This is a genomic window from Streptomyces sp. NPDC000075 (assembly GCF_040301925.1).
In the GTDB taxonomy this organism is placed as follows: Bacteria; Actinomycetota; Actinomycetes; order Streptomycetales; family Streptomycetaceae; genus Streptomyces; species Streptomyces polychromogenes.
The window spans coordinates 150,829-164,289 of record NZ_JBEPFL010000009.1 but is presented as its reverse complement, the minus strand read 5'-3'; the positions used below and the strand labels follow the sequence as shown (position 1 = coordinate 164,289).

Here is a 13,461-nt window from a genome sequence, read left to right as displayed (position 1 = left end):
CTGCCCCCGAGCAGCCGACGGACGGCAACGCCGACACGCAGGAGACACAACCGCAGGCCGAACAGCCCAAGGCCGAGGCGCCGCCGGAGGGACAGGCCTCCCCGGACACCCCCGACCGCCCCACGGCCACGGCACCCGACACCCCCTCCGAAACCCCACCCGCCTCGGAGGCCCCCACTCCCGAGGCGCATGCGCCGGACCCCCCCGAACCGGAATCTGGCCCCGAACCAACTCCGGAATCCGACCCCGACCCCGAGCCCGAGCCGGACCCCGAACCAGAACCAGAGCCGGAGCCGGAACCTGAGCCCGAACCAGAACCAGAACCAGAACCAGAGCCGGAGCCGGAACCTGAGCCCGAACCAGAACCAGAACCAGAACCAGAGCCGGAGCCGGAACCTGAGCCCGAACCCGCACCAGAGCCCGAGCCGGGCGAGGAAGCCGAACCGGACGTAGGAACCGACCCGGAACCAGATCCGGAGGGCGAGCCCGTACCCATGCCGGAAGGCGAATCCAAACCCGAACGCGACCACAGGACCGAGGGAGAGCCCGAACAAGGGCCGCAACCAGAACCGGAACCGGAAGGTGACGACGGCGCACCGGAGGACGCGGGGCCCGACGATTCGGTGGAAGGACAGCCCGAGGCTTCGGACGAGTCCCAGCGTCCTGAGCATGACGACCCTGCGGAAGAGGCATTCGACCGGACCGCACCCCCCGTTAGGTCGGGGGTGCCCGAGCAGTCCGACGCACCGCACCAGGACCCGGACGAGAAACCCGCTTCCGAGGCACCGGCCGACCAGGCATCCCCGGCCGACGAAGCGGCGGAGGGCATGGCCGCCGTGGCCAAAGGCGCCGGCGACCTTGCCGTTGCCGTGGCCGAAGCCGCCGCAGATATCGCCGGCCAAGCGGCGAACGCCCTGGACGATGCGGCCGCCGACGCGTCCTCCGACGCTCGAGCCGACGCCACAGCTCGGGGATTCGCACGCGACGCTGGCCCGGGGGACGCTTCCCCGGACCCGGCGCAACCCGGCGAGGAGGTCGAGGGTGGCGTCATGGACAGACTGCGGCATTTCACGGGCAGGGAACCGGAGACGAACACGGCGGATCGACTCACGGGCGCGGCCGATCGTCCCGACTTCCAGGACCCGACTCTGGACCCGAGATATGTGCCTGACCGCTACGGCACACCCCTCGACCGAGCCGACGGCACCCGGACACCCCTCTTCGACGGTGACCCGGTGCGTGAACAGGCGAAACAGGGAAGCATCCAGGACTGCGGCATCATCTCCACGCTCGGCGCCGTCGCCTCCCATCGCCCCGAGGCGATAAGCGCGTTGGTGACGCAGACCGAGGACGGCAACTACACGGTCAAATTGCATGAAGCGGCCAGTGCCCCGGGCGACAGGTATGAGCCCACAGGACGCGAACTCAGTTTTACAGTGACACCCGAGCTTCCCGTGTTCGATGCCGACCCGAGCAAACCCGCGTTCGCGAGCTCTCCGGACGGCGGGTCGGCGTGGGCGCCCATCCTGGAAAAGACGATCGCGGCCAGCGACCGGGCCTGGGATCCAGAGCGCCGTGCCTTGTGGGCTGAGAAGCAAGAGCTGGCAGGCGCACCCGAAACACCGGAGGGATATGTCCGGCTCGAAAAGGGGAGCAACGCACTCAACCGTGCCGAACTACTCACCCAGCTCACCGGCGAGCCGGCCGTCGTGATTGATTTCCCCACACAGTACGACCGCAGTGGACGTAGCCCGGACGCTCAGCTCATCGGAGACATCCGGCAGCGGCTCGCTGACGGGAAGCCGGTACTGGTCGGCACTCCGCATCCCAGGGAGATCAACCGCCCGCTCGCGAACGACCTTCAGAGGGAGCACGCGTACGAGGTGACCGAGGTGGACGACAGAGGGCGTCTTCACCTCCACAACCCCCTGGGCATCAACCATCCCGAACCCTTGACGCTGGCCCAGTTCAGGGCCAATATCCGGCCGCAGTATTCCACTTTGGAGTGATCACATGGCATCTGAGGTCTCCATCAGGCGGGGAGCCCCGACCCGGACTGCCGTCGCGTTCTTCGGTGTGATTGATGTAGATGCCCGTCCTGGACATCCACCCAGGGTCCGCCTAGGTTTCGACGACGGCGAAGAGCACCGGTGCACCCTCGTACCGGGTGACACCTTCCCCGTCCGGGACGAAACCTGGGCACTCGACCGTGTAGAGGACCCCGCCGGTGACTGGCAAGTGATCATCCGCAAGGTTGAGTAGTCGTCCGACGATCGTGTGCGTGCTTTCGCGGATGTGCTGGCGGCCCGACGGGAGAATGGCAGCCATACTCACGCACCCGGCGACGGCACCTTCCACGTCGTGCCCGCGCTTCGCGTGCGGCCGGTCATCCACCACGACCTCGGCGCGAAGGTCCGCACCACAGCCGTCCTGGCCGCCGCCGTCCTCGCCCGAGCCGAAGCCGTCAGCACCGTCGACATCACCCTCCCGGAACTCCCCGACGCCCAGCGCCAGATCCTCGCCGACGCTGGCCTCCACCCCGCTTCCCACGACGGCGGGATCCGCGCCGCCGTCGGCGCGGGCGGCCTGCGCGCGGTTCAGGCCCGGACCGTCCCGCACCCCGGCCTGCCCACCGCCCCCCAGCTGTCCGCCCTCCTCACCTATGCGGTCGGCACCAGCCACCTCTTCGAGGCCGTCTACCCCCAGCGCGACACCCACGTCGCACCCCTGCGCGCCTTCGGCGCCCCCTCGCCCGCAGCCCGAAGGTCGTCCCCACCGAGCGCCGCATCCCCGGCGCCCCCCGGATCTGGGGCACCGCCCACGACGACAACGCCGCCCTCCTCGGCGGGATCGCCGGCCACGCCGGAGTCTTCTCCACCACCCGCGACCTCGCCCACTACGCCGAACACCTCATCGACCCCGCCAGCCGCCCGCACGGCTGGCTCCGCACCTCCACGCTCCCCTTCGCCCCGATCGAACCCGGCCTCGACCGAGGCCTGTCCTGGATCGTCGCCCCCGGCAACATCGCCTACCACCACGGCTTCACCGGCACCAGCCTCTACCTCAACCCCACCACCGGCCGCTACCTCGCCATCTGCACCAACGCCGTCTACCACGGCGAAGCCCGCCACCGGATCGCCCCCCTGCGCACCCTCACCCTCAAGACCATCACCGCCACCTGACCCCGGGAGACCCGCCATGGGACAGCACCTGCTGTCCGACCACACCACGCTGCGCCTGGGCGGCCCCGCGCCGCTCTGGCTCAGCCACACCCACCACGCCGACTGGCCCGACCTCGCCCACACCACCGCGCGGTACGCCGAGCGGCCGTTCACGCTGGGCGGCGGCAGCAACACCCTCGCCCCCGACCCGGCACCACCCGGCCCGTCATCCACATGGCCACCCGCGGCATCCGCACTCGCCACCTCGCAGGCGACCAGGTCGAGGTCACCGTCGCCGCCGGCCACCCGCTCGCCGACCTCGTCGCCCACACCGTCGCCGAAGGCCTGTCCAGCATCGAATACCTCGGCGGGATCCCCGGTATCGCGGGCGCCGCACCGGTCCAGAACGCCGGAGCGTACGGCCAGGAGATCGGCGACCGGCTCACCGCCGTCACCGCCCACGACTGGACCACCGGCCGCACCGCCCGAGTCCCCGCCGCCGCGTGCGGATTCGGCTACCGCACCAGCCTGTTCAAGCAGCAGCCCGGGCGGTGGACGATCCTCTCCCTCACCCTCCACCTGACCCGCTCCACTGCGGCGGGCCCCGTCACCTACCAGCACCTCGCCGCAGCATTCCGGGCGCCCCTGGGCAGCCGGCCCCCGCTCGCCGAAGCCGCTGCCGCCGTCCTCCACGACCGCGCCGAGCGCGGCCTCTTCCTGCCCCAGCACGGTCCCGACCACCGCCAGGTCGGCTCCTGCTTCCTCAATCCCACCGTCACTGAAGACCAGGCCCACGGACTCCTCAGCCGGGGCGCCCCTGTCCACCGCATGCCTGAAGGGACCTGGCGGGCCAGCGCGGGATGGCTCCTGGAGGCCTGCGGATACCGGCCCGGCACCCAAGTCACCTCCGGCGTTCCGCTGCTCCAGCCGCCGAACCCTCACCCTCACCGCGGAGGCGGAAGCCACCGCGCAGGGTTTCCGCGATGCGCTGGAGGAGATGGCCGCGAGCGTACGAACGGCTACTGGCGTCGACCTTCAGCCTGAGCCTGTGCTCGTGTGACACCCGAGCCGGCATGCGGGGGCGGCCGCTTGACGAGGTGGGGCCGGAGACAGTTGCGGTCCGGTCCCGCACCTAGAGGTGCCTGACTGATCGTTTCAGAATGGCTTTCGTCCAATCCCGAGGACGCCTTGTCAAGGACTTGCAGTGGCGGGGCGGTAGCCGTCGACTACGACGCACAGTGCACCCGCCGCCCCTCGATCCGCTGTCCTGCGATCGGCATCCGGACCGAGCCCGACACGTGGAAACGCACAGGAGTGGCGTGCTCGCGGCGCTCTACCGAAAGAGATCTTTCCGCGTCTTTCGCAGGATGGACTGATTCGTCCCGTCGAGAGCTCATGGCGGCAGCCCGGACGAAGACTGGGGTGCGGGCCTTCGTCCGGGCTTGCCGTGCGGCGGGCCGGTTACTCGGCCCTGGTGAGGGCGGGCGGCCAGTCAGCCGGGATCGCGTCGGTCTGCGGGGCGTAGAGCCGCAGGGTGATGGTGAACTTGCCGCTGGTGGGGATGGGGAGCCAGTTCGTCTTGTCCAGGGAGTCGTCCTCGGGCGCGACGGCGCTGATGTACAGGGTGACTGCGCCGTCCGAGTCAGGCGCAGGGGCGGTGAAGTGGCCTACGGAGTAGATCTCGGCGGGGTTGGCGACCAGGAAGCTGTCGGCGTCGTAGGCGGTCAGCGACCAGAACGCGTCGACGGGCGGCAGCTGACCGGCGGGGAAGGTGAGGGTGTAGGGGATCGGCTTGCCGGCGCTGTCCGTCGAGGGGCCGCCGGTGCTGGGATAGAGGGCGTCCTCGGGGAGATTGGCGGCCAGGCCGAACATGGCGACGTAGGCGCGCTGCAGGTAGTCGGTGCCGTAGTAGCCGATGTCGGTCTTGACGAAGGTCCAGCCGTTGATGGGGGCGGGTCCCTTGTGGTTGGCGATGAGCTTGAGGCCCTCTTCCTTGGCCTGGTCCAGGACCTGGGCGCCGGGGAGTTTGGCGGGGTCGTAGGGGTAGACGCCCAGCTCTGCGAGGGTGGCGCTCATGGCCGGGTCCGGCGGGTTGAGCGGGGTGGTGGGCAGCAGCTCGATCATCTGGGCGAAGAAGTCCGGACCGCTGAGGGCGTTGATCTGCTCGGACGGCGGGGCGGTGGAGACGGTGGGGTCGTAGGTGCCGTCCGGCGGGACGTAGGTGCCCTGGTCGGGCCACGCGCTCAGCGGCAGCAGCCGCATCAGGCTCTGGTACGCGGTGACGTTCTCCACGTCGTCGCCCGTGTTGAACATCTCGATGCGGCCCATCAGCCAGACCGTGTCGGTCCCCATGGGGACGTGATGGACGTCGTCGGGGAGTTCGCCCTTCCAGCCCGGTCCGGTCAGCGCGTAGGCGTAGACCTGGGCGCCGGAGGACGGATCGGTGGTCGGGGCGCCGAGCGGCCTGGTGCTGCTGGGCGACTTGAAGGAGGTGTTCGACCAGGCGTCCATCAACTGCATCAGCCAGTAGCGGCCCTCGTCCATGACCGGCACCGCCAGCACCATCGGCTCGGCCGCCAGGTCTAACCACGCCTGCGAGTACAGCGTGTCCACGTTGGGCCGCACCACGTTCTTCATGTCCGGCGTGGGAGGCGCGTCGTACTGACAGAACTGGTTGGTGGGTGCCTGCGTCGCGTTCACCTTTACGGTGTTCGTCTGCAGCCGACGGGTCAGCTCCATCATGATCTGTGCGTAGCCGAAGACGTAGACGTCCGTTGCCGCAGCCTGCGCGTGATGCTTGGGGTGGTGCGTCGAGGCCATACCGCTGTCCCTTCCGATGTGTCGAAAGAGTGACGCTACTGTCTGGTATGGGCACATCGCTGCGACAGAACAAGCCGATTGTGAACGGCTTTCGCAAACGGAATCTAATCCTCCGTCATTACGTCATCACCACGGCACCACTGCGGCTGACGGGCGGCGACTGCCGTGCCGCGGCGCGCTCCAGCCGATGAGCCAGAGGAAAACCCGGAGCCTGGCGGCCTATCCGCTCGTTGCGGCGCCAGGCCCGCACACCGAGCCCCGCGCCTCAGCGGCAAGCGGCTCCGGCACCAAGAACCAGCCCCGTCCACCCGGACCGGGTGCCGCCGGACCGGCGTCGAGTGGCCTGATGTCAGCGCGCTTGCCGATCGCTTCGGACATGAGTTGAAACTGCCTCCTTGCATCCGATGATCTTGATCGGCAGGCTATGCAAGTGCTTGCCGATCTTGTTCCGGATGACCTTTGGACGCCAAAAAGCTGACCTTCGACAAGGACTGGTACCCCCACTACCCCGAGAAGCACCAGACCTCCGGCAGCGCGCCCTGCGTCCTCGGCAAATGGGTCCTCTTCAACACCAACGGCGTACCCTCCACCGTCTCCTCCAGCATCGTCGCCGTCAGCCAGGAAGACCCCAAGGACCTCCACCGCATCACCGCGATCCCCATCGGCAGCGCCAAGAAGAGCTTCTGGCCCTCCAAACTCTCCTGCGACCCGATGACGAACATGATCTACCAGGCCGACACCGGCGTCGGGAAGGTCGCAGCCGTACGCATCAACCCCGCCACCGGGCAGCTCACCAAGGTGTGGGGACCCATCGACCAGCGGACCTTCGGCTTCTTCACCCTCTTCGGCCCCAAGAACCAGCGCGTCGTCCTCAGCACCCACATCGACGTCACCAACCCGCTGACCGCCCTCGGAGTCGGCGCCGGCGTCTACGGCGAACAGTTCATCTGGTGCGACGCCCTCACCGGCCGGGAACTCGCCCGCTCCGACTACGTCGACGCCATGTCCCAGGGCATCCTGCCCACCCCCGGATACGGCGGTCTGGCCTACATGCTCCAGTCCGACGGCGGCATCGCCTCATTCCAGGTGGTGAAGGCATCGGCGTAGCCCAAACGGCACACGGCTGCATTCACTGGCTCCGCCACGCGCTCCCCCGGGGGGCTTGCCCCAGCGTTCGCTCAGCCCTCGGGTCTGGGGGCGAGGGTGATGAGGGCGGTGGCGATCTGGTCGAGGCGGTCACGGTCGAGGCTGTAGAGGACGTAGTAGCCCTCGCGTTGGGTGGTGGTGAGTCCTGCCTGGGTGAGTTGGTGGAGGTGGCGGGAGGTCACCGAGGGGGACAGGCCGAGGAGGATGGCGAGTTCCTGGGTGGTACGGCTCCGGGTGGCGAGGTGGGTGATGATCTGCAGGCGCGGGGCGGCGGCCAGGGCCCGGAGCGCGGTCAGGGTGTCTTCCTGGCTGGTGGGGCGGGCGGCCGCGGCCGGCGCGAGGGGCAGGGCGGGATAGGTGATCCGCAGGGGCCAGGGATGGTCGCAGGTGACGCGGACGTGGGGCCAGACGTAGTGGCTGGCGGTGAACGTCACGGGGCGCTCGTGGGTGATGGTGATGTCGTGATCGTGCGGGCGGTCGAGCCGCAGGGTCCGCCGGCCGGGGTCGATACGGATCTGCGGGGCGAGGGTGCGCAGCATCGGGAACAGGCCCTGGTGGGCGATCCGGGAGCCGGCACGGGCGATCGACTCGTACAGGGAGGGTTCGATGCGCTCCCACTCCTGGGCGAAGGCGGCGTCCCAGTAGTCCTCCAGCACGGTGAGCGCGTCGTCGAGGACGGGCAGGGGGTCGGTGAGGATGCTCTCCAGCCGTGCCGCCCGGTCGGGGTCGCTGTCCCGGTACTCGGCGAGGACGGCGTCGCGGGTGGTGGGGTCGGTGACGAGGCCGTGTCCGGTGTGACGGGTGGTGTCAATGAGGGTCTGGGCGAGTTCAGCGGCCAGCAGTACAGGCGGCAGTGCCCGTACGGCCGCGAGCTGACTCGCGAAGTCGGCATCGTGATCACCGGCGCGGCTCTCGAAGAACGCGGGGATGTAGTCGGCCACGACAAAGCCGTGCTCGCGCATCCGCCGACGCAGGGCGGCGGGCAGCCGGCGGCACCGCCTCACCCAGGGCACGTGCAGGGCGTGGTGGCCGGGGTCGGTGAGCACGTGCCAGGAGTGGACGGCTTCGAGCAGCGGTGAAACCGAGAAGGCGATGCCCTCCTCGGCCGTCTCGGCAAAGCGCAGGGTGATCACGATTGCAGGATTTCACAATCAGTTGATCGGATCTCGCCACGTCGGCCAGGCTCACAGCAACAGACCGCGCCGTATCCCCGCAGGTCGACCCCCTTCTTCTTCCGAGCCGAAGGCCGCTGGTTCCTCCATGAGTACACCCGAAGCGCCCTGGCGAGCCGTGCTGGACGCGGACGGCTGCCCGTACACCGTCCACGAGCACGCCGCCGCGCACACCGTCGCCGAACGCCAAGCCCTGCCCTTCCCCTGGCCGCAGGCGGTCAAGACACTCGCCTTCACCACCCCGGACACCCCGCTCTTGCTCGTAGCGCTGCGGGCGCAGGACCGGGTGGACTACGCCCGCCTGGCGGCCCGGCTCGGCACCAGCCGCTCCCGGCTACGCACGGCGGACACCGCCCTGCTCGCCGCCGAGGGCCTGGTGCCCGGGGGCGTCCCGCCGGTCAGCCACCGGCCCGGGGTGCCGTGCCTGATCGATGCCGCGCTCGCCGAACCCGAGCGGCCCCTTTACTGCGGCGCCGGAACGGCCGACCGCACCCTCCAGATCGACTCCGCCACCCTGACCCGCCTCCCCCGCGCCCAGGTCGCCACCCTCTCCCGCTAGCCACCCGCCCGCGCACCGGGCCCCTACCTCGTCGCCACAGCACGCACCGCGCGCAGCCACACCCCGCTGCGCGGCACAGATCAGGAAGTACCGGCCCATGGTGAGTACCGAAAGCCTCCTCGCGTTCGCCGCGATGTCCCTCGTCGTGATCGCGATCCCCGGCCCGAGCGTCCTGTTCGTCGTCGGCCGCGCCCTCGCCCACGGCCGCCGCACCGCGCTCGCCACCGTCCTGGGCAACCTCCTGGGCTGCTACACCCTCGTCCTGGCCGTCGCCCTCGGCGTCGGCGCCCTGGTCCAGAGCTCGGCCACCGTGTTCACCACCGTGAAGCTGGCCGGCGCCGCCTACCTCGTCTGCCTGGGCATCCAGGCATACCGCCACCGTGGCCGGCTGCGCGCCGACCTGGCGGCCGGGGAAGGCGAGCCGCGCGGTGATCTCCGCACGGTCTGGGATGGTCTGCTGGTGGGCGCCACCAACCCCAAGGGCCTGGTCTTCTTCGCCGCCGTCCTGCCGCAGTTCGTCAACCCCGACGCCGGGAACATCCCGCTGCAGATGATGATCCTCGGCCTGATCCCGGCCGGCATCGGCCTGGTCTGCGACACCGTCTGGGGTCTGGGCGCCTCGGCCGCGCGGTCCTGGTTCGCCGGCTCCGACCGGCGCCTGTCGATGATCGGCGGCGCGGGCGGCATCGCCCTGATCGGCCTCGGACTCACCGTCGCCACCACCCGCCACTGACCCCACCCCGGACCATTCGGCCGCCGCCGAGCCGTACGGACCCGCTGCCGGACGGCAGCAAAGGTCTTCAATACCGCCGACGCCACCCTGTCGACCGGGGACGAGTCCGGCCGGGAGCCGGCCGAGCGCTCCGGGGAGCCGGCCCCGCGCCGTCGGCCCTGGTCGCCGCCGGAGTGGGCGGAGACGGCCGGGGCGCTGATCACGTCCGTACGTCTCGCCGCACACCTCCGCCAGGGCGGGGGCGGGCGCCCGCGCGGTTAGCCGCACGCAAAGTTCCGGCCCGGCCCTCGCGGGAGCCGGCCCGGAGCGGGGGTAACGCCTCGGGCGCGGGTTGAGTGGTTCGCGGTTTCCCGACAACCCGTCCCCGACGGGTTCGGCCGACCCTGAAGGGAGGCGGCTGCGGGGGAGCCGTTGTGACGTTGAGACCGACCATCGAGCCGATGCTCGCACAGGCCGCCGAGTCGGTGCTGGGCCCGGCCGCCCTGCGGGCCGGGGTGGCCTATGAGCAGAAGCCCGACGGGCAGCGGGCGCTGTTGTTCACCCCGGCCATGCTTGGCAAGATCCACTGCGGTAGGCCGTCGGGACGCGGCGTGACAGCCGGGCGTCCAGGACGCCTCCAGTTCGCGATCACCACTCACACCGCTGGAGTCCCTACATGAGCACCGCCTCGGAGTCATACAACTTCGCCGGCCCGTTGAACGGCGGGGTCGACGCCCGCACCGGGCTGTTCTCCATCGCTATAGCGCTCCCCCCGCTGGGCCCGAACATCGCTGCCGACCCCACGCTGGAGATGGTGCTCCGCTACGCACCCTCAGCCCCACCCACACTGGATTCGGCCGCTCCGTCACCACCGGGCTGACCACCTACGACACGAACCAGCGGGTCCTGGTCCTGCCCGACGGCGCGCAGTACAAGGTCGATGAGACCGACACCGCCGTCACCCTGCAGCAGTACGAGCTCAACAACGTCAGGATCCTCAAGGAGCGGGACGGCTACCGTGTCGCACACCGCAGTGGCGCGGTGGAGGTCTTGACCGGCCCCGGGCCGATCAAGGTCCCCACCACCGTGGCATCGCCCACAGGCCACCAGGTGACCCTCGCGTGGGACTTCGACGCCCCGCTGCCACGTCTTCGCGAGGTCCGAGACGACGCAGGTGTGCTCCTGCGGGTGGACTACACCGGCGACTTCGAGGTGACGCTGACCTACGAAGGAGGCGGGAAGGAACTTGCCCGCTTCGAGCTGCACCTCAAGGACGGACTGCCCAGCCGCCTGGTGCTTCCCGCCTCGAACGGGGAGTACAGCTTCGTCACCAGCCCGGTCGGCCCCGACGGCCCGTGGATCACCGGCCGGACCGCCCCGACCGGGGCCGTCGAGACAGTCACCTACAGCACCGACGGGAACGGGCCCACGCCCCCTCTGCCCTACGTGACCCACTTCACCGTCAACCCGGGCGACGGCATGCCGGCGGTGGAGACCACCTACGAGTACACCGACCGCACCGGCCAGGAAGCCCCCACTCGGTAGGCCTGGTGCGGCGGATGTTGCCGTGGCCGGCAGCGTCCTGGGGGTCCGGCGCCCTGCTCGTACAACCGACGTTGAGCCCCCCGCATCGGCAGACGGGCCATGCCCCGCACACCGTTCGGGGCATGACCAGGTACCAGGCTTGAAGAGGCTCCCGTGCTACCCACCTGACGGCAACGGCCCGCGCGCCCAAGGGCGCGCGGGCCGCGGACCATCCCTGTCGTGGCTCAGCCGAGGACGGAGTCGGGCTGGTGGGCGACCGAGTCACTGGAAGGGACGATGTCCAGCAGCTCGAAGGCGTTGTTGGGCTCGAAAGTCTCCCCACCCTGCTGCTGCTCGGGTGCCTCGTCGGCCTGGGGTGCGGTCTCGTCGTACATGAGGGTCTCCTTGTTGTCCGTCGGACGATGCCGGCCCGGCGAGCGGCCGGACCGACGCTACGCCCGCGTCCCGCGACGCGGAGGGCCCCTAAGTGATCTCCACCCGTTCGGGTGAACGGAGGTTTCGGCCTACCGCTCCCGGTGACAGGCAACGCGAGCAGTCCAGCCGAGGTGACAAGTACGGCGAGTACTTGGTGACAACCACCATGATTCGATCGGAGGCCACGCCGAGGTCGGCGCGCGTTCCTGGTGACAACCACCGCGCCCCGGCACAACGACGCCCAGGAGGTCGCGCTCCTGGAGGTGGTCCGCCCCTGCGTGGACTGGCGGGCCGTGCGCACCGCCCGGCCGGGGACCCGCTCCCCTCTCGCCTCCCTCGAACCCGTCGCCCCAGGCGGTGAGCGGGTGTTCCTGGCGGGGGTGGCGCGGATCGCCGGGGTGGGTAGGGCCGCGGTGGTGAACTGGCGCCGCCGCCACCCCGACTTCCCGGCCCCGGTGGCGGGGACGGAGGTGCACCCGCAGTTCGACCACCGCGCCGTCGTGGCCTGGCTGCTGGCCCACGACAAGATCGGCGTACCCATGGGCCCGACGGTCGCCCATCTGTCGCTGGCCGGGGCCAACGGCGCCGGACACCGGTTCCGCCCCTTGATGACCCGCATCTGGTCCTGGCCGATGATCCGGCAGGCGAGGACCAGGTGTCCGGCTGGTCCACCGACGAGGACGCCGACACGATCGGGGCCCTTGCGGCCGGGTAGCGGGGGCGTCGGTACGCCGGCTGACCGCGCCCGGTACGGGCCCGTTGGCGGTGCTGGGGGAGGTGCGGGTGATCGACCGGTTCCGTACGGGGTCGGGCGGTCTGCGGGTGACGCTCGCGTGGTCGGCCCGGGTCAGGGGCGCCGCCGCCGAAGGGTCGGGCGGCGGGGTGGTCCGTCACGGCGTGCCCTACGCCGGCCCGGCGGAGGACTGCGCCTGCGTCCGGCACGAGTGCGGCGGCCTGGTTCCGGTGTCCTGGTGCGCCGACCACGGGATCGCGACTGCGCCGGTGATGGAGTGCCATCCCGGAGGCGGCCTGCGCTGCACAGCCCTGGCCGCCCGTCGGGCATAGCCAGCCGCGCGCCGCTGATCCGGGGGGCGCTCACCGCTGTCACCCGTCCGTAGGCACACCAGCGATCAGGCCCCGGGCACGGGCCGGCGCTGGGAGGGTGGGCAGGCGGATGCTGCGTGGTGGGACCGACAGGTGTACGGGTCGGACCGGACGACCCTGACCAGGGTCCGGTGCCGGGCCACTCATACGTGGAGCTGGTGGGCAGCCTGCTGGACGGGCAGCTGCTCGACGTGACGGGCTGGAGTCCGCTGGAGGTGGCGGACGGTGTCTTGTTGATGTCGGAGCGGGGGGTGTTCGGCCCGGGTGGCCGGTGTGCGTACGAGCCGGCCGAGATCGATGGCGTCTACCCCAGCCGGTTCGGGCGGGCGGGCGGCCGGGGGCGGGGGAGTTGCGCCGGTTAGGGCGGGGTCCACAGCACCTCGGGCAGGGCGACGACCAGCCGGCCCGTCAGCCCCCTGCGGCCCCGTCCCGCCGAGTGTCCGTCCGGCCTTGGTGCCTCGGCCGGGATGGGCTCCCCCCTCATCAGCCCACGCTGCTCCGGTTCGGTCCGCAGTCCCGGCGTCAGCAGGAGCGCCCGTGTCGGGCGGTGCAGCCTGGACTCACGCCGCTCGTGCCGCACGGCGCGGGTCCGGCTGGGCCGCGCGCCGTGGTGTGCCCCGCAGCAGGGCCAGGTTCTCCCGTTGGCCCTGCTGGGCCCACTACCGCGTCTCGGCGTCTTGGTGATCGCGTAGGTGGGCGTCGATGCGTTCCAGGGGTTGGCCAGCCACACCCCGGTGCGGTGCGGACCGTCCGGCAGCTGCTCGGCGTGGGAGGCAGCAACCCGCCCCCGCCCCCGCCCATCGCGCCGAGCCTCCCCTGCGTGGTGAT

The 13,461-nt window shown here is 70.7% G+C and carries 14 protein-coding genes and 1 pseudogene; 11 read left to right on the top strand and 4 right to left on the bottom strand.

Annotated features, from left to right (window positions below; all coding sequences use genetic code 11):
* Window positions 1-494: 494 nt before the first annotated feature.
* From ABT403_RS13785 to ABT403_RS13770, 4 genes and pseudogenes are all read left to right on the top strand, one after another.
* On the top strand, window positions 495-2,009 hold the full coding sequence (locus ABT403_RS13785) for a hypothetical protein (protein WP_344151828.1): 1,515 nt from the start codon (window positions 495-497) through the stop codon (window positions 2,007-2,009).
* A 4-nt stretch (window positions 2,010-2,013) separates the two neighbouring features.
* A complete protein-coding gene (locus ABT403_RS13780) occupies window positions 2,014-2,262 on the top strand; it encodes a DUF6406 domain-containing protein (protein ID WP_351648927.1) in 249 nt (82 codons plus the stop codon).
* A gap of 440 nt (window positions 2,263-2,702) precedes the next feature.
* Window positions 2,703-3,182 (top strand): annotated as a pseudogene (locus tag ABT403_RS13775) (serine hydrolase); the annotation flags it as partial.
* A gap of 213 nt (window positions 3,183-3,395) precedes the next feature.
* On the top strand, window positions 3,396-4,205 hold the full coding sequence (locus ABT403_RS13770; protein ID WP_344151822.1) for an FAD-binding protein: 810 nt from the start codon (window positions 3,396-3,398) through the stop codon (window positions 4,203-4,205).
* A 417-nt stretch (window positions 4,206-4,622) separates the two neighbouring features.
* Here ABT403_RS13770 and ABT403_RS13765 read toward each other — a convergent pair whose 3' ends face one another.
* Window positions 4,623-5,981, bottom strand: a complete 1,359-nt coding sequence (locus ABT403_RS13765) for a DUF1254 domain-containing protein (RefSeq protein ID WP_344151819.1) — start codon at window positions 5,979-5,981, stop codon at window positions 4,623-4,625.
* Between the two features lie 459 nt (window positions 5,982-6,440).
* On the opposite strand from ABT403_RS13765, the gene ABT403_RS13760 reads away from it, so the two are divergent.
* Window positions 6,441-7,088, top strand: coding sequence for a hypothetical protein (locus ABT403_RS13760; protein ID WP_344151816.1), 648 nt, complete (start codon window positions 6,441-6,443; stop codon window positions 7,086-7,088).
* A 71-nt stretch (window positions 7,089-7,159) separates the two neighbouring features.
* Here ABT403_RS13760 and ABT403_RS13755 read toward each other — a convergent pair whose 3' ends face one another.
* Entirely contained in the window at window positions 7,160-8,260 is a 1,101-nt protein-coding gene (locus ABT403_RS13755; RefSeq protein WP_344151813.1) for an ArsR/SmtB family transcription factor, read from the bottom strand.
* A gap of 127 nt (window positions 8,261-8,387) precedes the next feature.
* On the opposite strand from ABT403_RS13755, the gene ABT403_RS13750 reads away from it, so the two are divergent.
* The 4 genes from ABT403_RS13750 to ABT403_RS13735 all read left to right on the top strand — a co-directional run bounded on the left by ABT403_RS13750 (window position 8,388) and on the right by ABT403_RS13735 (window position 11,115).
* Window positions 8,388-8,858 carry an aminoacyl-tRNA deacylase gene (locus ABT403_RS13750; protein WP_344151810.1) on the top strand — a complete coding sequence of 157 codons (471 nt, stop codon included), beginning with the start codon at window positions 8,388-8,390 and terminating at the stop codon, window positions 8,856-8,858.
* 97 nt (window positions 8,859-8,955) lie between these two features.
* Window positions 8,956-9,591: a LysE family translocator gene (locus ABT403_RS13745; protein ID WP_344151807.1), complete on the top strand. Its 636-nt coding sequence runs from the start codon at window positions 8,956-8,958 to the stop codon at window positions 9,589-9,591.
* A 413-nt stretch (window positions 9,592-10,004) separates the two neighbouring features.
* Complete coding sequence (locus ABT403_RS13740; protein ID WP_344151804.1) at window positions 10,005-10,250, top strand: hypothetical protein; 246 nt, start codon at window positions 10,005-10,007, stop codon at window positions 10,248-10,250.
* Window positions 10,251-10,656: 406 nt separating this feature from the next.
* Entirely contained in the window at window positions 10,657-11,115 is a 459-nt protein-coding gene (locus ABT403_RS13735; RefSeq protein WP_344151801.1) for a hypothetical protein, read from the top strand.
* Between the two features lie 224 nt (window positions 11,116-11,339).
* Here the strand turns inward: ABT403_RS13735 and ABT403_RS13730 are convergent, their stop codons facing one another.
* A complete protein-coding gene (locus ABT403_RS13730; protein WP_344151798.1) occupies window positions 11,340-11,489 on the bottom strand; it encodes a hypothetical protein in 150 nt (49 codons plus the stop codon).
* Window positions 11,490-12,312: 823 nt separating this feature from the next.
* Here ABT403_RS13730 and ABT403_RS13725 point away from each other — a divergent pair.
* Both ABT403_RS13725 and ABT403_RS13720 read left to right on the top strand, forming a co-directional pair.
* A complete protein-coding gene (locus ABT403_RS13725; RefSeq protein ID WP_344152088.1) occupies window positions 12,313-12,594 on the top strand; it encodes a hypothetical protein in 282 nt (93 codons plus the stop codon).
* 170 nt (window positions 12,595-12,764) lie between these two features.
* Window positions 12,765-12,995, top strand: a complete 231-nt coding sequence (locus tag ABT403_RS13720; RefSeq protein WP_425580116.1) for a hypothetical protein — start codon at window positions 12,765-12,767, stop codon at window positions 12,993-12,995.
* Here ABT403_RS13720 and ABT403_RS13715 read toward each other — a convergent pair.
* A complete protein-coding gene (locus ABT403_RS13715; protein WP_344151795.1) occupies window positions 12,992-13,117 on the bottom strand; it encodes a hypothetical protein in 126 nt (41 codons plus the stop codon). The genes ABT403_RS13720 and ABT403_RS13715 overlap by 4 nt on opposite strands.
* Window positions 13,118-13,461: the final 344 nt, after the last annotated feature.